The sequence below is a fragment of the Pedobacter sp. AC163 genome, from assembly GCF_979258665.1.
Map to the genome: position 1 here is coordinate 1,120,762 of NZ_OZ409872.1, position 21,987 is coordinate 1,142,748.

A 21,987-nucleotide genomic window follows, 5' to 3' on the forward strand; every position below is an offset into this window, starting at 1 on the left:
TTTATTGTGGTTTTACCAACCTAACGTAATAAACCCGGGGCGTGGCTTTTCTATCAACTGATGCAAATTTCAAGGTAATATTTTTCTTGCCTTTAAGCAAAGCTGCAGGGATTGGATATTCTTGATTGTAAAAGCCACGTTTGTTTTGTACCGAAGCCATGTCGATCGTTTGCCATTTTTTATCATCAATTAAGATGTCAAATTTCTCATTGGCATTCCCTGTGGTATAATATCGTACGTTAAGCAATAAATTTTCCAAACCGTTTGTGTTCAACTGATAGCTAAAATAACCACCATTGTTGGCATCCCGCCAAAATTCATCAAGGTAAGATCCACTTCTGGAAAACTCACTTCTCATCTGGTGATCTACTTCCGGCTGCTGCTCACCAGGGGCAACAAAATCTTGGGTCCGAGCAGACAAATGCATCTTCTCGGTTTCCGATTTTTTTACAGAATCAACGTAGCTAACATATTGGTTGGGCGTTAAGGCCATCCAATACATCATGTATCTCGAATCATGAATACGGTAAAATGGTTCTAGTGCTAAGGGCTCTTGATTAACAATTTTTTCGTTTACAAAAGAAAAGTGCATTGGTTGTCCAGTAATTGGGGCTAATTTGTCCGAAATTTTAGTAATATCCTGATCAATTAAAATGGGTGCTTTATCAATTGGAAGTTTCTGTCCACTTGCAATATGTCCCCAGCGACTATCATTCGCAACCAAACCAGTTAGTTTTTCTGTCTTTGTTTTAGCACCAAGCAAGATAGGTCCATGCATAATTGCAACATATTCTGGCAGGTTTGGCAAACGCTCTACAGTCGATTCCATTGGCAAGCTGAATTCGAGCACATCTCCTTTTTTCCAACTGCGTTTGATGGCAATGTAAGCCGAAGCAGTTAAGGTATAATTTATTTTTTTTCCATTGATTTTAACTTCCATCTCATTTTTTTTGAGCCATGAAGGATGTCTGAGCATCAGCGTAAATGTTGCGTTGCCATCGCTTACCACCAGGCGGCTTCGTTCCTCATCGGGAAAACTGGTTTCCTGCTTCAGTTTAATTTTCTTTTCTTTCCAATCCAGTTCAGAAGCAATAAATAAATTCAAGTATAAAGAATCGCGTTGGTGGGTATAAATAAAAGCATTGTATTTGCTGTGATTTTCCATACCGCTACCCACACAACACCACATGCCCTGATTTGGGGCCGAATACACCCGATAGTGTCTCGGCCTTGCGGGCGTAAAATATACGTATCCACCATGCTCAGGATGCTGCGTAGAAAGGATATGATTATAGAGCGCCTTCTCATAATAATCTGCATATCTTGCATCAGGCTTTTCCCTAAATAAACCTTCTGTTAGCTTGAGCATATTGTAAGTGTTGCAGGTTTCAGGTCCTTCCACATCATCTATAAAATCAGACGTTGCTGTTGCGCTCGGAAAAAATTCTCTACGACTGTTACCACCAAACGCAAGGCTTCGTTTTCCGGTTACTGTCTCCCAAAAAAATTGTCCTGATTTTTCATAAACATCATCATGATTTAATTCTCCTATACGTTGAAAGCCAACCGCTTTCGGAACTTGTGTGTTGGCATGTTTGTTATCAAGATTATCCTGATGCCTGGCCATAGGATTAAGTAGCATTTGATGTGAAAAACGAACCGCTGCTGTTAAATATTTTTGATTGCCGGTAAGCTGGTAAGCATCTGCCAGCACTTCATTCATCCCTCCATGCTCAGTATCAAGCATTTCCTGCATCTGTTGCGCCGAAAGTTTTGCGGTAACGGCTATTGCCCAATCGCAAAATTTAAGGAATACTTCTTTTGCCACATCACTTTTGCCATAAACCCAAGCATCTCTTAAACCGGCAAAAGTTTTGTGCACATTATACCAAGGCACCCAAGCCGCCTTATATGCTTTAAAGTTTCCTTCTTTTAGAGTTGACCATATTTCAGTACCATTAGGAACACCTCCTGCATAGCCTGATGCCCAATCGCTCCGTTCTTTAGTGTTTTTGTTCTGGCATTCTTTTAATACCGCAATCATGTGATCTATTCTTTTTTTACATTCCGGGTTACCAGTAGATGCATAATTGAAGGCAAGTGCAGATAAATAATGCCCGCCAACATGCCCATCCAAACCATCCCAGTTTTTGTAACCTTCTTTTACTATTGGCAGACCAGCTTCTTTTCTATAAGGATACAGCAACCTGTCAACATCATAGCTTAAAAGTGTTTGCATGTTGAGGTCGCGGGCGTGAAGAAAAGGACCATTTTTTAAGGTAACCTGCTCCAGTGGAAAGGCATTATTATATAGCTTATCTTGCGCAAGCAAGGTTTGATAAAATGCTGCCGGGAGCAAGATTGTGCAAACCAGTTTTTTTATATTTTTGTTGATAGCAGATTTAATTGGTACGATCATAAATAATGATTTTGGGACTGTTATTTAAACAGCAAAGATGAAAACTGATAAAGATTATTTCGCCATACCGGCCAGGTATGTCCACCAGGATATTCCTGGTAAGTGTATCTGATATCCAGGCTTTTAAGTTTAGCCAACATTACCTGGCAATTATTGTAGGCAATATCTTCTTTGCCGCCCATAGCAATCCAAAATTGTTTAAGGTTAGCGTTTATTTTTTCCCGGTTACTTTTCATAAAATCATATTGCGCATCTGCAACCTCCTGCTGTCGACCTGCAATCCAACCCGAGCTAAATACGCCGAGATAGGCAAAGTCTGCCGTGTTTTTAATTCCGGTGTATAGGGTATGCATCCCACCCATAGATAAGCCGGCCAATGCCCGGTTTGCTGCATCAGTTTTGGTTCGGTAGGTTTTTTCTACCAAAGGAATAATCACCTCTTTCAGTTCAGATTCAAAAGTTTTTAAGCCGCTTTCAGCAAAGGCCGAGCCACCCACATTGGCATCAGGCATTACGATTAACATCGGTTTAGCTTTTTGAGCAGCAATGAGATTATCCAATATTAAATCGGTTTTGCCTTGATTTGCCCACCCTGTTTCGTCTTCACCTCCTCCATGAACAATATACAACACCGGATATTTCCCCTGCGTGTTGGCATCGTAGCCAGGTGGCGTGTAAACATAAAACTGCCTCCATGAATTGGTAATTTTAGAATAATACTTTTTGATCCGGAGATCGCCATGCGGTAGATCTTTTAAGGCATAGTAGCTACCGCCGGCAAAAGGGATTTCAATGCCGCTGGCCATTCTTCCCATTCCATAATATGTTTTACTTGCCGGATCTGCAACTGGCAGGCCATCAATAATTATAGAATAATAATGAAACCCTTCTCCAATAGAATCGGTTGTAGCTGTCCATTTTCCCTGATTGTCTTTGACCATATCGTATTTTCGCCCTAAATCTACCTGCACTTTTTGCGCCTCAGGTGCCAGTACATTGAATATTACCCGGTGATCATCTAAAATCTGGGGATATCGATTTGAACCGATATTAGTTGAAGCAGGTGCTCCCGCCACCGGATATTTAGAAAAGCTAGCGGTATCCACAGATTTAAAAATCAGTTGTGAAAACATATACAAACCATCTTTCCAGACTTTAAAATCGTGTACCCCTGGCTCTATAAAATAAATGTGTGGTACGTCATTCTTCTTTAGGTAATCGTGTGTACGCTTACTGAAACTAACGAGGTTATCGCTAGCGCCACAGGAAATAAAAAGCAGCTTGAGCATTTCTTTTGCCTTCTTAGTGTCTGGCACTAAATCCGCAGGTGATTTGGTATTTGGAGCAGAAGAAAAACCACCAACCCATGCAAACTTGTCCAGATTTCCCAGCCCGAAATTTAACGATTGGCCTCCCCCCATAGATAAGCCAGCAATTGCCCGGTGCTCGCGGTCTTTGTAAACACTGAATTTCTTTTCAACGAATGGTATCAGATCGTTTAATAGATCTTTCTCGAAATTGGCAAAAGCTTCCACCTTATCCTTTGCCATGATATTTCCATTTGCCCGGTCGTCTTTCATAGCTCTGCCATTGGGCATCACCACCAACATTGGGGCTATCTTTCCTTCGGCATAAAGATTATCAAGAATATGCTGTGGTTTCCCGCCGTTTAACCATTCCTTTTCATCACCGCCAATGCCGTGTAGCAAATACAAAACCGGTATTTTTTTGCTTTTGGAGTATCCTGGCGGAGTGTAAACCAATGCTTTGCGATCGTTCCCAACCGTTTTAGATGGATAGGTAATGGTATCTATCTTCCCATGAGGGATACCTGGTTTCAAAACATCGAATTCTGCCGGACCGGGCGTAACGATATTTTGCGCATGTATACTAAAATTAAACACTATTGATAACCCGGTAATCAAGGGAATCAAAAAATGTGAAGGTCGAATAAATTTAATCATATCTGGTTAGTTTATAATTTGGAGAGTGATGACTGATGTAATCGGTTCAGGATTTATTGGTGAAGTTTAGCGTTTTCCTGCCGCAGCAACGCCCTGTTCAGTTTGAACAATCTTCTGAATGGTACCATCAGAATTATAGTGCATATAATCGATACATATTGATCTGCGGTAACTGCCACCAGTTGGTAAAGCGCCATTGTGATAAAAGAAATAGGATTTTCCTTTGAAATCAATAATACCTGGATGCGTAGTGAAACTATTTGGCACATTTTCCTGAATAATACCTTTATATTCCCAAGGCCCCTGCGGTCTTTTAGACATGCAATACTCAATCATTTCCGGCTTGGTACCTGCTCCTGCATACACCAGGTAATAGTTGCCTTTTCGTTTATATATCCAAGGGCCTTCAATGTAATTCTTGATATCCAGTACGGTTATGGGGCCATCAAGCTCGGTCATGTTTTTTTTGAGTTTAACACTTTTACAACTACCATTCCCCCAAAAAAGGTAAGCCTGGCCATCATCATCAATAAATACGGTTGGGTCTATATCATCCCAACCGTGCTTTTTATCTTTTGTCATTTCATTGGTAATGAGCGCTTTTCCGATGGCATCTCTAAATGGACCGGTAGGGCTATCTGAAACCGCCACACCAATGGCCATCCCGCCGCCACTTTCGGCATTTTTTTGATGCCCTGTAGAAACATACCAATAGAACTTGCCATCTCTATAAATACAATGGGCGGCGTAAGCATCCCCTCCTGCCCATGAAAACGTTTTGGGTGAAAGCAAGGTTCCATGGTCTTTCCAATCAACCATATTTTGCGAAGAAAACACATGCCAATTGGGCATTTTATAGTTGGTATCTTTTACCGAGGCGGTATCGTGTCCTGTATAAAGGTAAACCGTATTTTTATATACAAGTGGTGCAGGATCTGCTGTAAAAATATTGCTGATGATGGGATTCTGGGCTTGTAAACCATTCGCGTAACAGGAAGCCAGGATAAAGAGTTTAATTAGATGGCTGAATTTCATATATGTAATTGATTTGGTTAGTATTTACGTTAATTATTTGATGATCAACTTTTGGCCTCGATAAGAGATTGTTTTGACGGTTCCATATGGTTTAGCCTGAGCATTTTTACCGATGAAAACAACTTTGAATGTTCTTTTGGTTAAACTGCCAGGGTAATTGCCTATCTGGCCCCCAATTTCCAGGGATCTTCTTCGCTCATTCCAGAAGAAGGGGATTATACTATATTTTCCTTTTTCATATTCATAATTATCGCCTTCGTCTTCATATAATTCAAAACGAGCATCTTGTCCTTCATACACCCTTATTTCAAGTAAATCATTATCTTTTTCCTGGGTATATTGCACGGCTTCGCCCATAGGGATTATAGATCCGGCTTTAACAAATAGCGGAATTTTACCCAAAGGGGATGAAGTAGCGAGGTGTTTTCCGCCATGATGAAACTCCGCTGTCCAGAAATTATACCATCCTGAGGCTTTAGGAAGATAAACTTTCCAGGTATTTACGCCAGGCTCAGTAACCGGAGCAACGAGAAATGATTTGCCGAACATGTATTCTTCCCTGGTGGAGATTGCTGTGGTATCCTTATCAAAATCCATCACCAGCGGACGCATCATCGTAGCACCTTCATGACTAACCTTCCAGGCTTCAGCATAAATGTACGGCATCAGGCGATAGCGTAAATCAAGTATTTTACGCATATTTTCTTCCACAACAGGGCCATATTTCCAGGGTTCTGTTTCCGATTGATAACCATGTATTCTAAAAATCGGGTTAAATGCACCCCATTCAAACCAACGCGTTAGTATTTCATGGTATTTAACATCAGCATACTGGCTCTTGCCTGGCCTAAAAAACCCACCGATATCTGTGGTCCAATATGGCATCCCTGTTAAGGAATAGTTCAATCCGGCAACGATTTGCCTTTTGTAGGTATCCCAATTCCAGCCAATATCTCCAGACCAATTGATGGTACCAAATCGCTGTTGCCCAGGAAAGGCAGAACGGGTGAGCGTAACCACCCTTTTGCCAGGGTTGCTGTTTCGTTGCCCATGATAAACCGCCTGACTAACGAAGAAAGGATAAACAAGGCGATAAAAGTCTCCGGGGCCAAAGTAAGTTTTCTTACTAACAAGGGCATCATTTTCGGGTTCGGTAGCATCCATCCACCAGGAATCTACCCCTTTATTGAAAAGATTTGAATCCAGTACGTTCCAATGAAGTTTTTGCGTTTCAGGATTAAAAATATCAATCCACGGACTATTGGGTATGTAGAGATTTTTAGCAAGATAAGGTTTCGCTATTTCAGATTTTTGATCGATATTTTCCCAAACAGAAATAGAAAAACGGGCATGGAGATCGTGAAGATTTTTAATAAATCCTTTCGGATTAGGGTAATTACTTTCATCAAATTTAGGCACTCCCCATCCATATTTGCCCCAGTATTGCCAGTCTTGAACGATGACATCCACAGGAAGATTTCTTTTTCGGAATTCAGCTACTGTATTCACCAGGTGTGCTCCTGAAGTATAGCGTTCTCTGCATTGCCAAAAGCCGAATGCCCACATGGGTAACATTGGCACATTGCCTGTTAATTTTCGATAGCCGGCAATCACCTCATCTGCGCTTTTTCCAGCGAACACCACATAATCGAGCGATTTAGCATTGGGAGAACGGAAAACGGTTTCGTTTGCAGCGGGTTTAAACGTGAGTTTCGGTGTGTTTTTGTTTTTGCAGACTACTTTTATTTGATGGATGCCGCTATCCAAATCAATTAAGGTTCCTGCAGCCGGAGGGAGCCATAGATTGGCCTGGTCTATGTACGGCTTTCCATCTATCAAAAGCAAATGCCGGCTTTCCATGGCACCTAAATTGAGCATAAAGGCGTACTTTCCAGAAACGGGAACTTGCATCGTTCCAGTATAAATGGCTTCCTGTTGAGATACTTTTTGCGTTCCAGAAGTAGTTGTTACTTCAACTTCATTTTGCGCTGTTGTTCCCGATAATTGTCTGGCCAGTTGAATCTCTTCGTCGGCAGGATTAAAATCTGTAAGGCCATATTGATGCCAGAGGATTCCATAACCTCTACTTGAATATAAGAACGGTATCGCAATCTGGGTGTTCACCTGAATGAGCTGGCGTGGAATGTTTTTTAAATTATACTGCCCATCCTGAAATTGTCCCAATCCGAATAAAGATTCATTGGTTGGCGAGTCAAAATGCTGCGTAGCGATGTAACACTTTTCACCTGATATAATGCTTTCACTTAAGCGTTTGCCGCCCGCTATTTCTTTTAAAAACACACGATTGGAAAGATCACTATATTGTAAGTAACCCGAAGCTTTATCGAAGACGACATTCATCCCAACAGTTGCTATTGTCAGGCTTTTTGGGGTCTCATTAATTTTAAACGGCGTTTTAGTATTGTTCTTCAAGAAAACAAATTCTTGTTTTTCTGGCAAAAGCGCCTTACTAAACAATACCCTTACGGCTTTTGCAGCTAACGGAATAATGGTAAGCTTGCCTTCATCGAGGTAAATGATTACGCGATCTTTTTCCAAAAGATGGTTTTGATAGCGTTGAGAAAAACCCTGGAAGGATGAAATCAGCAACAAAAACACAATTAAGTTCTTCATTTTTTATCGGGGCGTTTTAATAAGGCAAGCATCTGCGTTGCGTAACGTTTACCAAGTTCACGGTATCCAGCTGCATTGAAATGTAACTTATCGGGGGCAGCGGTACAGCCTTCAGAAGAAATGACATAGGCATTTGGAATGGTTTGTGGCAGTCTAGCAATGATCCTGTTCATGCTTGCACAAACGCCGTTTTGTTCTGCGTTCACTACCTCACCTGCCAATAATGGCACATCATTGCCTTTTAAATGAAGATCGCTAAGCAGGTTATCATAAACCTTTTTAACCTTACTTACCCACAAACTATCACCGGTATTGGATTCGCCCTGATGGAGCAGAATTCCTTTAATTACGCCTTTCTTCTGTGCTTCCTTTGCCAAATCGACAAGACGTCCGTATGGGCGGTTATCGTATTGTTTAAGCATTCCTTTCATCCAGTCTGGCGCTGTAGCGATATATGTATCTTGATTTTCTTTATCAAACAATTCTATTTTACAGCCACCAACAGCCACTACGACAACGCCTACCTTAACCTTTTTAGGAAGGTTGGCCACCAGGCTGCGTCCGAAATAATCTACTGGTGTTAATCCGGTATTGCATCTGGTTAATGGCGGAACAGCCGTGTACCATTTATTCATTTCTCTTTTTAAATCAGGGCAGTTTACCGCTTGCAGCAGCTGAAAACGGGGATCAACGCCAACAGTATCTTCTGCTTCGAAACGGGCATTACCTTCCATATTGGATTGCCCAATGCATAAATAGATATGGTAATTTGGATCTTGTGCGAAAGACACAAATGAGGTTATAGAAACGAACGCAGCAGTTAAGCTGATTAATTTTAGCACATCAACTAATAAAACTTTGGTTAGAAGTATCCTACAATTCATAATATAAAAATTGAATTGGCAATTCTGGAAGACTGACCAACTCATCAATGATCAGGTATGCCAGAAAACCCAAGGGATAAAACTAGGATATACCACTGTTCAAGGCGGGAAGTTTTGATGATTATTATAGAAAATTTGTTTACACTTAACCGCCGAAGTAACCATTTCGATACAATCAAAGCAAACTGATGAATTTAGATCCATTTCACAGAACCCCTATGACCATATATAGCTTAACGATCAGTACGAAATGGCGAAGCCGGAAGATTTTCATTGTTGTACAAATTGGGGTTGACTGGATTATCTGCCCAGGCATATCGCACATATAAAGGTTGCGGAACCTGAGTTGAATGAACAATTACCTGATTGCCTTTAATTTCTGCTTCTGCCCAAACAAATTTCTTATCTGCTCCTGCAATCTCAAACTGTGAAAGTGCTCCGCCATCTATTGATTTAAGTCCTGATCCAATATGATCAAAGTGTATGGTAATTTGATTGCCATTCACTACAGAAGAAGTATAAATTGGCCCGGAAAAGACCAGATTTTTAACACCATAATTCCATTTTTGCGCAATCAGCGCCAGCCGTTCTCCAACATCTTTTTTATTGTCCGGATGGATGTCGTTCCATTCACCCAAATCAATGGTAACAGCCATGCCGGTGTAGGGCAGCTTCAAGGTTTCCAACGCTGCTTCTCTTAACATTGCCCAGCCGCTTTCTCCTGGCTGATATCTGGTATCGCCATAATTAGGCAACTGAACATAGTAGAAAGGAAGATTCGGAAGCTGAAACTGTTTTCTCCAATCTTCAATTAATCCTGACAAAAGCTTTTTATATGCCACGGCGTTGCCTACATTACTTTCCCCCTGATACCATAACACACCTTTTAAACCATATTGACTAATTGGGGCAATCATGGCGTTAAAAAGTGCTGAAGGTTGAGCCTGCTCCTGAATTGCAAAGGGTCCGGTTTTAAATGCAGGTCGGTATGCTGCACCTACCTTGTAAAGCCATTCACCTTTCAAATCCAGTGATTGATTATCGGCCGTAATTGAATAAGGCTTATCTGGCACAAAACCACCTTTGCCCCCTGAATTCTCTATACGAATAACCAAAATATTTTTGCCAGGTTTTAGCACTCCTGCGGCAACAGTATATCTTCTTTGAGGATATTGATAACCAGTTGAACCCACCTGGATACCGTTAACATACAGCCGATCTGCATCAATGATCCTGCCCAGTTGAAAAAATGCGGAAACTCCAGTCATTTCCGCTGGCACTTGAATTTCTTTTCTAAACCAAACCACACCGTCGAGATCCCGAATGCCCTGATCTTCCCAATATCCCGGCAAATAGAAATTCCTCCAACCTTTTGGGGCGTATGCCGGATCAAACCATTTCACTGGTTCGGTTAAGCCTTTATCTGCAACTGCGGCGGGTTGCGACTGGCTGGCACGGGCCGCGGCATTAACTCGGTTCACTTCGGCGGTGTCTTTATTGCGTTCAATCAAGCGTTGATAATCGTCAAATTGCCTCAGTCCCTCCGCCCCCGTCCAGGCCTCTATTGTTGTACCGCCAACACTTGAGTTGATAATTCCGATAGGGATTTTGTGTTCTTGATATATCTTTCGGGCAAAAAAATAGGCTACTGCTGAAAAATCATTGATCGCCTCTTTTGTAGCAGATTTCCATTCACTTTTGAACAAATCTTTTGAGGGGCCTTTCAAATCAGTTGCCGTGGGCACCCAGAATTGCCTGATCTGCGTAAAATCAGCAGAAGCGATATCCTTAGCATAGGTTATGTTATGAATTTTCAACTGGTGAACCATGTTAGATTGTCCGGCACAAAGCCACACATCACCGAATAAGATATTGTTTACCGCAATCTTATTTGTTCCTGAAAATTCCATCCGGTAAGGTCCGCCAGCTTTTACAGCAGGCAAGCGGATTAACCAACGCTTATCTTTCCCAGCCATTGCTTTGAATTTCCGACCATTGAAAAGTAAGGTCACCTGCTCTCCTGAAGAAGCCCATCCCCAAATCTTCAACGGCGTGTCTCGCTGCAAAATCATGTGATCAGAAATAATAGCAGGTAAACTGATTTCGGCTTGGGCACTTACTGCTATCACAAAACAAAGGCTAAAACATAGTAGTGTGTATCTAATCTGGTTCATCGTAAAATGGAATTATATCATCCTGCTAATTTATCTGATTTACCAGCGGGCAATATGCAGATTTGAATAAATTAGCATCAAAAATGTTCAAAAATAGGCCCGAAATAGGCTTCTTTAGCTTTCTGCAAATTTATCTGACATCTACTTTCCTTTTGAGATTAATATATTCTGAAGGCTGCATGTTAAACTTCAACTTAAAAGATTTGGCAAAATAATTAGGTGTAGCAAAACCCACCATATAGGCAATTTGAGATACGTTTAAATCGCTTTTCTCCAGAAGTACCTTTGCTTTCTCCAATTTTACTGTACGGATGTATTCCACCGGAGAGAGTCCGGTTAATTCAAGAATCTTATGATAAAGACTTCCGCGGCTCATGCCAACATGCCTGCTGAGATCTTCTACAGATAGTTTAGGGTTGTTGAGGTTTTCATCGATATAAAATGCGATTTTGTTCAATAACCTGTCACTATGAGATTCAATAACCAACTCTGGCGCCTGGACTTTAATTTGTTTTGTATAAGTATCGCGAAGCCGTTTGTTCAGCGAAAGCAGATTTTTAATTTTAGCATTCAGGATCTCGAAATTGAAAGGTTTGCTGAGGTAATCATTAGCCCCTGTTTCCAACCCTTTAAGTTGTTGCTCTTCTCCTGTAAGTGCGGTTAATAAGATAATTGGAATGTGGTTGGTGCGTTTATCTGTCTTCACCTTTTCGCACAGTTCAATGCCGTTCATATAAGGCATATTAATATCGCTTACAATAATTTGAGGATGATTGGATAATGCTTTTTGCCATCCTTCTTGTCCGTTGGCTGCCTCGTATACTTTGTAAAAAGGCCGCAATCCATCCCGAAGATACGACCGGAAGTCTTCATTATCCTCTACCAGCAAAATAGCGGGAATTTCTGTATTTAGCTGCTCATCCGCCAATGGCTCGGCTTTTTCCGATGCAGCATTGTTCTGAGCACCAGAAAAATCAATCAGCAGTTCCTCCCCAAAATCAACATTGGTGAAAGGGATTGTAATAGCAAAAACGCTTCCCTCTCCTTCCTCACTTTTAACCGAAATCTCTCCGCCATGAAGTTTTACAAATTCTTGCGCAATGGAGAGCCCAATTCCGCTTCCCTGATTCAATATCGGCGCAATACCATCTGCCTGAAAAAACCGGTTGAAAATCTGTTTGAGATCCTTTTCCGACATTCCAATTCCGGTATCAGCCACTTTGATTACCAATATAGAGGCCTCCGACTGATCTAAAGGGGCAATCTGCTCCAGCTCAACGGAAATATCTCCACCCGTTGGTGTGAATTTAAAAGCATTTGAGAGGAGATTGAAAAGTACACGCTCGATTTTATCCTGATCAAAAGGTACCTTAAAATACCGAAACTGACTTTTGAACACCAATTGTATCTGCTTGCGTTCGCTCAAATCGTTAAAGGATTCCAGCACCTCTTTAACAAAGGCAACCATATCTGTTTCTACGGCATTGAGCTTAAGTTCTTTATCCTCAATCTTCCTGAAATCAAGAATTTGATTAACCAGATTGAGTAGTCTTCTGGTATTTCTCTTAATCATCAATAAGGGACTTGTGATCTGCTCCTCACTATGTTCAGCAACAAGTCTATCAATTGGGCCGATAATTAAGGAAAGTGGGGTCCTGAATTCATGACTTAAATTGGTAAGAAATTTAATTTTAAGCTTATCAAGTGCCCTCAATTGCTCTGCTTCAATTCGTTGCTGCTCCAACAATTGCTCGGCCCTCATTTTTTCCTGTACCTGCGCAAAATTTCTTTTAAGCTTTTCGATGCCTCTATGGCGAAGGTAAAGGATTGCGCCAACGATGGAGGTGAGATAAAAAACGTAAGCGTAAATACTGCGCCAGAAAGGAGGACGAACATGGATCCTAACCGAAGTTTCCGAGTCTTCCCGGAGGCCATCATTATTGTTCGCCTTTACACGGAAAACGTAATCGCCGGGATCGAGGTTTGTGTAGGATACCGACTTGGCAGAACCAACATGGATCCAGTCCTTATCAAAACCTTCCAATTTATAAGCATACTGATTATCTTCCGGCGAGGTGTAATTAACGCTTACATAACTTAACGTAAAGTTCTGTTTAAAATCAAGGTATATATCTTTTGCAATAGAAATTTGCTCCTGTATGGCACCGTCAATACTTGGAATTACCGATATATTGGCGATTTTCAAATCTGTTAACAGAACAGAGGGAATACTCTTATTTTTCTTGAAATATTTGGGATTGAAATAATTAAAACCATCAGCCCCCCCGAAATAAATCTCTCCTTCTGCTGTTCTAATCCCCGCCCCGCGGACAAAATTATTATTTTGAACACCGTTGTACACGGTATAATTGGTAAATCGCTTTGATTTTTGATCAAAGCAACTGATGCCTTTATTAGTACTCACCCAAATTTGTCCCTGTTCATCTTCTACGATAGCATAAACAGTAGAATTATTCAAACCAGCATCTTCTGAAAAATTTAGAAAGCTGTTTTTTTGACGATCGAACAAACTTAAGCCACCACTAAATGTACCTACCCATAAATTTCCTTTATGGTCTTTCAGCACTGAAAGCGTTAAATCATTTGGCAATTTATTCCTTGCTTTATTCAGCACCGAAAATTTAGCTGTAGCAGGATTAAATATCGAAATACCAGAACCATAAGTACCTATCCAGATATTACCGCTGTTGTCCTCCTCAATAAAGCGAATAAAATTATTACCGGGAAAATCTTGATCGTTTGTCAAAACCGGATTTTTGCGATACCGCACTATTACCTTATTAGTGGCATCCATCAGGTTTATCCCGCCACCATTGGTACCAACCCATATTCGCCCCTTACTATCTTCTTTGATGGAAAATATATCGTTGGAATTTAAGCCATCTCCTTTTTCGTTTTTCTTGATTTGCTTGATCTCATTTCTCAGCAAATCTTTGATGACCAATCCATTGGAATAAGTTCCAATATAAAGTTTATGATTTCTGGTAACAGCTAAGGTCATGATGGAGAGATTATTGAGGTTCATGCCATTGCTTAATGCCGTACTGAACCGCTCCACCAGCGCCGTGCGGGGATTAAAAAGATTAAGGCCTCCACCATCAGTTCCGACAAAAATCTGGTCGTTGTAGGGTGCAAATGAAGTCACCACCGAAGCGCTCAATCCATTCTTGTCCAGAATATTACTCTGTTTAAGATTAAACAGGTTCAAATTTGTATCATACTTACTAATACCGCCATGAAATGGTCCAAGCCAGTAAATACCCTGATCATCTATATAAATGCAACTGATTGCCTTGCCTGTCAGGCTGTAGCTGCTTCTTGAATTTGGTTTATAATGCCAAATGGATTCACTTTGAATATCAATAATATTCAAGCCATCTTCAGTGCCTACCCACAGATGATTGTTTTTGTCGATCGCTAAACTTCTGATACTATTGTTGGTAAGACTACTATTATCTCCTACTTTACTGGAAAACAATTTGAATTTTCTTTCTTCGGGCAGCATTTTACACAGACCACTGTTGTTTGTTCCGAACCATATATTACCTGATTGATCTTCCGCAATGGCTGAAATGTGATTTTCACTCACTGATGAGGGATCCTGAGGTTTATGCCTATAGATGTTGAACTTATGATTTTTCCTGTTATATAAATACACGCCATCGGTAGAACCAATCCACAGGCGGCGTTTACTATCCTCAAACAAGCAAGTAAAAGATAGCAGCGGCGTAGTCCCTTTGCGTGCAGACTGGTTAATATGATTTTTGATCTTTTTTGTTTCAGGGTCGATTTCATCAACACCATTATAAGTGACTACCCAAAGTTTGCCTCGGTAATCACTGGTTATGGAAAGAATGATATCGCTGCTTAAACCTCCTGCAACTTTGGCAGGAAAAGTGATAAACTTATCCTTTTTGCGATCGAACAGACTTAATGAACCACCGGATGTACCAATCCATAAATTCCCAAACTTATCCTCATGTAACGCCCTAATGTCATTTGCCTGCAAACCAGATGGATCATCGGCTTTAAAGCGGTAAACTGTGAAATTACTTCCGTCATATTTGTTAAGCCCGTCCTCGGTACCAAACCACATTAAGCCGAAATGGTCTTTGACTATTGCATTAACTGTATTTGAAGATAGACCATCTTTAATTTGTAAGGATGTAAAGTTCAGGTTTGGCTGTTGGGCCTGAATTAACCCAATAAAAGTCAAATGCAATAACAATAAACACAATAAGTTCCTTGTGAAGCCCGGCTTTGATATACAAAGGTGAATCCACGATTTTGATGTCTTGAAAAAAGAGAATATAATGGTTGGTAAAGTTCTAAATACTTTATTGTGATGAGCTTTTGCCTTATTTAGTGATGATCTTTGGATTGGAGTATTCCGAAGAAATGAAAATGATTGAACTGTCTTTTTAAATAAAGCTGAAATTGGGCATATACATTTTTCATTTAAGATTGCAGGCTGATGCCTTAAAAAGTTGTTGCTCATATGGTGTTTATTGTAACAATTGAACCGAAGTTCCATGTTGCGAAAAATGTTATATCTGGTTAATTCCATAAGGCCTTTATCTTATTTGGCTACAGAACTTCTGCTAAAATAGAATGATTATCCGAGTGAAATGAAGTTAAATGTAAAAATTGTGGCAACAAATGTTCAATTCTCCCACTAAACCACCCTGCCCGATTAACTGACAACGAAAGTGGCCAAAATAGCTTCAGGACTCGGGTTAACTTTAAAGAACATTTGTACTCAAATTTTAGCGATATGAACACCTGCAAAATTTAAAAACTGGCGAATTTGCGAATACAAAATAACCAAATATGACTAAAAGATTTGTGATCCTCACGGGCTCTTCACTCCTAATTGCTTTTTATGCGTTACTATCAGCTTTTAAACCCTTCGTAGCGGGATCAAAAGGGCTAAAAGATTATTATAAAAATTTCTTTCCCATCGGTGTTGCGGTTACGCAATTCGATCTTAAAGGTAAAAACAGTGAACTCATCATCAACCATTTTAATAGTGTTACTGCAGAAAATGGAATGAAAATGGGACCGGTCCATCCTGTTGAAAACGAATATAACTGGAAAATTGGTGATTCTATAGCCGCTTTTGCCAGGAAAACCAACATCAAAATGAGAGGACATTGCCTTGTATGGCATACACAAACGCCCCGATGGTTATTTAAAGATGATCAGGGAAATGAAATATCGAAAGATGTGCTGCTAAAAAGACTGGATGAGCATATTAGTACTGTAGTTGATCATTACAAAAAAGATGTTTATGCGTGGGATGTGGTAAATGAAGTCATTGCCGACGACTCGACCTATTTCCGTAAATCTCCTTTATATAAAATTGCTGGTGAAGATTTCGTGGAAATGGCATTCCGTTATGCCCACAAAGCAGATCCAAAAGCAAAGTTATTTTATAATGATTATAACACAGAACAGCCTAAAAAGAGAGATAAAATTTACAAGATGCTTAAAGCTTTGCTGGCTAAAGGTGTACCCATTCACGGCGTAGGGTTGCAAGGACACTGGTCGGTGAGCCATCCCAGCCGAGAGGAACTGGAAAAGTCGATTTCACTATTTGCAAGTCTTGGTCTTGAAGTGCAAATTACTGAACTTGATGTTTCAGTGTACGATGGCAATCAAGGCGGTAGGATCATTGCAAACGCTTCAGACCGAGAAAAAGCACCTTTTACCGCTGAGATGGAATCTCGTCAGTTAAGCCAATACAAAATGATTTTTGATGTACTAAGAAAGTATAGAAAAAACATTACTGGGGTAACTTTCTGGAATCTTTCTGATCGGTATACTTGGTTAGATGGACGGGGAAGAAAAAACTACCCGCTTTTGTTTGACGCAGATCTAAAACCCAAAAAGGCTTTTTACGAGGTGACTAATTTTTAATAAAAATCAAATCACCAGCAAGTTATTCCCTGTTCATGGGATGACAGAATAAAATCCTACCTAAAAATGACGGCTAATACAGTACCAACAAATTAACTATGCGTTTAACAAAATTTTTAAAAATCTCATCCCTTGCTGTGCTACTAACAGGAATAACTTCAGTTAAGGCACAACAATACATTTTTGAAAACTATAATTTACCCTTTGAAGAAAGAGTGGATGACTTGGTATCCAGACTCACATTGGAAGAAAAAGTGCTCCAGATGCTTAATTCGGCTCCAGCCATACCAAGACTTAAGATTCCAGCCTACGATTGGTGGAACGAAACGCTTCATGGAGTGGCCCGTACACCATTCAAAGTAACGGTTTACCCGCAGGCCATCGCTATGGCGGCAACATTTGACCCGGTAGCACTTGCTAAAATGGCAGACTATTCTGCTCTGGAAGGCCGTGCCATTTATAATAAGGCACTTGCACTTGGCCGTACCAACGAGCGTTATTTGGGTTTAACCTACTGGACACCAAACATCAATATTTTTAGGGATCCGAGATGGGGACGCGGGCAGGAAACCTATGGCGAAGATCCATTTTTAACCGCAACATTAGGCGACGCTTTCGTTCGCGGATTGCAGGGAGACGACCCTAAATACCTTAAAGCCGCTGCATGTGCGAAACATTACGCCGTACACAGCGGACCTGAACCCTCGCGACATGTATTCAACGCCGAGGTAAGTACATTCGATCTTTGGGATACTTACCTACCCGCTTTCGAAAAGTTAGTAACAAAATCGAACGTTGCAGGTGTAATGTGTGCTTATAATGCGTTTCAAGGTCAGCCTTGTTGTGGAAGTGATTTGCTAATGACTGACATCTTACGGAAAAAATGGAAATTTACTGGCTATGTTACTTCTGATTGTTGGGCGATAGATGATTTTTTCAAAAACCATAAAACCCATAAAGATGCTGCGAGTGCCGCTGCAGACGCCGTCTTTCATGGAACAGATTTAGATTGCGGTACAGATGCTTATAAAGCGCTTCTTACGGCAGTTAAAAATGGCATCATTACCGAAAAGGACATCGACGTTTCGGTAACAAGACTTTTTATGATCCGTTTCAGGCTCGGCATGTTTGATCCTGCTTCTATGGTAAAATACGCCAACACCCCTATCACCGTATTGGAAAATGATGATCATAAAGCCCATGCCTTGAAAATGGCCAGAGCATCTATGGTATTGTTGAGAAATGAAAACCATACGCTACCGCTCAGAAAAAATTTGAAGAAATTAGTTGTCATCGGTCCTAATGCTGATAATGAAATTGCTGTTCTGGGAAACTATAATGGCATTCCATCTAAAATTACCACCGTGCTTTCAGGGATTAAAGATAAAGTTGGTCCACACACCCAATTGGTATATGAAAAAGCAGTTTCATTTGCCAGTGATACCATTCTAAATTACATGGATATTGATAAACAGTTCTCTAGCCAAGGAAAACCAGGTTTTAAAGCAGTGTATTATAAAGGTACAGACCTTAAAGGAGAGCCAGTGTTAACGCAAACGGAAAAAACACTAAATCATAATTGGCAGGAAGGGCAGCAAATTGATGGTGGGCTAACTGCAAATAACTTCTCTGCCAGATATATCACAGACTTTAAGGCCGCAAAATCTGAAAATGTAACTTTTGAATTAGAAGGCGACGATGGTTACAGGTTGATGGTGAATGGCAAGAAAGTACTGGATGCATGGTCTAAGAATCGTTGGGGAGCAAAAACATACCAACTGGCTGCCATAAAAGATTCTACTTATCAAATAGCAGTAGAATACTGGCAAGGCGAAGGAAGTGCCAAAATCCGTTTTTCCGCAGGTACATTCCAACGAACAGATTTTGATGCGTTGGTGAAACGCCATCGTGATGCGGATGCTTTTGTTTTTGTTGGCGGCATTTCTCCGCAGCTCGAGGGTGAGGAAATGAAGGTTGATGTTCCTGGTTTTAATGGCGGTGACCGAACTTCAATTATGCTTCCAGAGGCACAAACCAGGGCAATGAAAGCATTGAAAAGCAGTGGCAAGCCAGTCGTTTTTGTAATGATGACAGGAAGCGCCATCGCCATGCCCTGGGAGGCGGAAAATATTCCAGCCATTGTAAATGCCTGGTACGGGGGGCAATCGGCCGGAACAGCAGTCGCTGAGTTACTTTTTGGCGATTTCAGCCCTTCAGGCAGGCTTCCGGTAACTTTTTACAAAGGCGATCAGGATCTTGTGGACTTCAACAATTATAACATGGAAAATCGCACTTATCGATATTTTAAAGGCAAACCTTTATTCGGCTTTGGCTACGGATTAAGTTACAGCTCCTTCTTGTATCAAAATTTTAATGCACCTAAAAAACTAAAGTCAGGCGAAGGCATCAATCTATCGGTAAAACTTACCAATACAGGAAAAATGCAGAGCGATGAAGTGGCACAATTGTATGTTATGCATGGCGATTCTACAATTAAATCTGCCCGGAAAGCACTCAAAGGTTTCCAAAGAGTAAGCCTTGCTCCCGGAGAAAGTAAAACGTTAAATTTCGAATTATCTGCAGATGATCTTTCTTACATAAATGAAATGGGCGATAAAAAAGCGCTGAAAGGCACAATCAAACTCACTATTGGAGGAAGCCAGCCAGACGAAACCCTGAAAACAAGTGGAAACATGCTCAGTCAAACCATCAACATCAACTAAATGAAAAATATTAAATACCTTTTCTTGCTTATGCTTACTGGCTTTTTGAATGCAAAGGCAGAAAATGGACATGACCTTTGGCTTCGGAATAAATCGGCGAAAAATGTAAGCGTGAACATTTCAAAAAAATCAGCCGTTCTCGAAATTGCTGTAAACGAAATTAAAAAAGGCTGGCAAGGTAAAGATGGTGCAACAGTAAAATTTGAATTCAGCAATGACGCTTCCATATACGGTGATGGATTTAAATTGGAAAACACAAGAATACTTGCAAAAACAGATCTCGGCATACTTTACGGAGCGTTTGAACTGCTGAGAAGGCAGCTTGTAGGGAAAACTAGTGGAAGTTATACTTCCAATCCCTCCTATTCCAGAAGAATTCTTAACCATTGGGATAATCTGGATGGATCGGTAGAAAGAGGTTATGCCGGCAAATCTATTTTTTGGAAAAATGACGAATCTGCCAAAGAGCTAAACCGCTCGGAAATAGAACGCTATAGCCAATATGGAAGGGCAAATGCCTCTATCGGGATTAATGGAACGGTATTAAACAACGTAAATGCTTCCTCAAAAATTCTAACAGCGCCTTATCTAAAAAGGGCTTCCGCCATTGCTGATATTTTGCGTCCCTATGGCTTGCAAGTTTATTTATCTGCAAATTTTTCTTCTCCAGTTACCATCGGCAAATTGAAAACTGCAGATCCGCTAAACCCTCAGGTAAAAAAATGGTGGGTCGATAAGGCAAAAGAGATTTACAAACTGATTCCAGACTTTGGCGGATTTTTGGTTAAAGCAAATAGTGAAGGTCAGCCTGGTCCACAAAATTTCGGACGAACACATGTAGATGGTGCGAATATGATGGCAGATGCCCTGGCTCCTTTTGGTGGTATAGTGATGTGGCGTGCATTTGTGTACGAACCGAGCAAGGAAGACCGGACCAAACAAGCTTACAAGGAGTTTCATGGATTTGATGGTCAGTTTAAAAAAAATGTGATTATCCAGATTAAAAACGGCCCTCTCGATTTTCAACCCCGGGAACCTTTTAGCCCTTTATTCGGAGCAATGACTAAAACACCCGTAATGCCTGAATTTCAAATCACGCAGGAATATCTAGGATGGTCAAATCAGCTGGTATTTTTATCCACATTGTGGGAGGAATGTTTAAACAGCGACACCTATCAAAAAGGCAAAGGGAGTACTGTTGGGGCAGTTACGGACGGAAGTATTGACAACAGAAATCTTACTGCCATTGCCGGAGTGGCTAATATAGGATTGGACAGTAATTGGACAGGCCATATTTTTGCCCAGGCAAACTGGTATGCTTTCGGCCGATTGGCCTGGAATAACCAACTTAAAAGCGACGATATCGCTGACGAATGGATCAGGCAGACTTTTTTAGAAACGGCAGATAAATCTAAAGATCAAAACTTTGTGAAACCGGTTAAGGAAATGATGATGGAAAGCAGGGAGACGGCGGTTAATTATATGATGCCATTAGGATTACACCATATTTTTGCTGAAGGCCATCATTATGGGCCAGCTCCTTGGTTTACTAACAAAGCAATCCGGGAGGATTGGACTGCTGTATATTATCACAAGGCAGATACATCAGGTATTGGTTTCGACAGAAGTGTTTCTGGTAGTAACGCCGTAGAACAGTACAATGAGCCGCTTCGTTCAAAATTGAATAATGTCGCGACTTGTCCAGAAGAATATTTGCTCTGGTTTCATCATGTGCCGTGGACCTACCGTTTAAAAAATGGAAATGATTTGTGGACTGAAATGTGTTACCGCTACGATGCTGGTCTACAAGGCGTACGTGAGTTTCAACGCACCTGGGACAAAACAAAAGGCTTAATCGATACTGACCGTTTTGTTGCTGTACAATCTAAATTACGAACCCAAAACCGGGATGCACAAATCTGGAAAGATGCCTGTTTACTTTATTTTCAGCAATTCAGTCAGCGGGATATTCCTCTAGCATTAGAGCGACCTATTCATGACCTTGATGCGCTAAAGCGTTTAACCCAAAGCCGGGATTATGAGTAGATTGATTCATTTGCTGCCTGCAGTGAAATTTCACTTCAAATCAGCAATAAACAATGGATGATCATTTAAATACAATACAGTACATTGGCACACGCTGGCTATTTTGATAAAAGTAAATTGGCTACCTTCCGTAAATTGGATTCAAAATTGCGGAGTCACCAGTTCAAT

10 protein-coding genes are annotated in these 21,987 nt (G+C 40.8%); 3 read left to right on the forward strand and 7 right to left on the reverse strand.

Annotated elements, in window-relative coordinates; translation table 11 throughout:
* Position 1: 1 nt before the first annotated feature.
* The 7 genes from ACZZZK_RS04640 to ACZZZK_RS04670 all read right to left on the reverse strand — a co-directional run bounded on the left by ACZZZK_RS04640 (position 2) and on the right by ACZZZK_RS04670 (position 15,347).
* Positions 2–2,419 carry a glycoside hydrolase family 127 protein gene (locus tag ACZZZK_RS04640; RefSeq protein WP_463483114.1) on the reverse strand — a complete coding sequence of 806 codons (2,418 nt, stop codon included), beginning with the start codon at positions 2,417–2,419 and terminating at the stop codon, positions 2–4.
* A gap of 20 nt (positions 2,420–2,439) precedes the next feature.
* The gene (locus tag ACZZZK_RS04645) at positions 2,440–4,383 is read right to left on the reverse strand and encodes an alpha/beta hydrolase-fold protein (RefSeq protein WP_463483115.1); all 1,944 of its coding nucleotides are present in this window, start codon (positions 4,381–4,383) and stop codon (positions 2,440–2,442) included.
* Positions 4,384–4,449: 66 nt separating this feature from the next.
* The gene (locus tag ACZZZK_RS04650; protein WP_463483116.1) at positions 4,450–5,418 is read right to left on the reverse strand and encodes a glycoside hydrolase family 43 protein; all 969 of its coding nucleotides are present in this window, start codon (positions 5,416–5,418) and stop codon (positions 4,450–4,452) included.
* A gap of 33 nt (positions 5,419–5,451) precedes the next feature.
* A complete protein-coding gene (locus ACZZZK_RS04655; protein WP_463483117.1) occupies positions 5,452–8,052 on the reverse strand; it encodes a glycoside hydrolase family 31 protein in 2,601 nt (866 codons plus the stop codon).
* The gene (locus ACZZZK_RS04660; protein WP_463483118.1) at positions 8,049–8,936 is read right to left on the reverse strand and encodes a sialate O-acetylesterase; all 888 of its coding nucleotides are present in this window, start codon (positions 8,934–8,936) and stop codon (positions 8,049–8,051) included. Before ACZZZK_RS04660 ends, ACZZZK_RS04655 begins: the two co-directional genes overlap by 4 nt.
* 233 nt (positions 8,937–9,169) lie before the next feature.
* Positions 9,170–11,110 (reverse strand): sialate O-acetylesterase, encoded by a 1,941-nt coding sequence (locus tag ACZZZK_RS04665; RefSeq protein WP_463483119.1) that lies wholly within the window; start codon positions 11,108–11,110, stop codon positions 9,170–9,172.
* A 130-nt stretch (positions 11,111–11,240) separates the two neighbouring features.
* Positions 11,241–15,347, reverse strand: coding sequence for a hybrid sensor histidine kinase/response regulator transcription factor (locus ACZZZK_RS04670; RefSeq protein ID WP_463483120.1), 4,107 nt, complete (start codon positions 15,345–15,347; stop codon positions 11,241–11,243).
* Positions 15,348–15,961: 614 nt separating this feature from the next.
* Between ACZZZK_RS04670 and ACZZZK_RS04675 the strand changes: the two genes are divergently transcribed.
* The 3 genes from ACZZZK_RS04675 to ACZZZK_RS04685 all read left to right on the forward strand — a co-directional run bounded on the left by ACZZZK_RS04675 (position 15,962) and on the right by ACZZZK_RS04685 (position 21,819).
* A complete protein-coding gene (locus tag ACZZZK_RS04675) occupies positions 15,962–17,050 on the forward strand; it encodes an endo-1,4-beta-xylanase (protein WP_463483121.1) in 1,089 nt (362 codons plus the stop codon).
* Between the two features lie 98 nt (positions 17,051–17,148).
* Positions 17,149–19,773 carry a glycoside hydrolase family 3 C-terminal domain-containing protein gene (locus tag ACZZZK_RS04680; protein WP_463483122.1) on the forward strand — a complete coding sequence of 875 codons (2,625 nt, stop codon included), beginning with the start codon at positions 17,149–17,151 and terminating at the stop codon, positions 19,771–19,773.
* Positions 19,774–21,819: an alpha-glucuronidase gene (locus tag ACZZZK_RS04685; protein ID WP_463483123.1), complete on the forward strand. Its 2,046-nt coding sequence runs from the start codon at positions 19,774–19,776 to the stop codon at positions 21,817–21,819.
* Positions 21,820–21,987 lie beyond the last annotated feature (168 nt).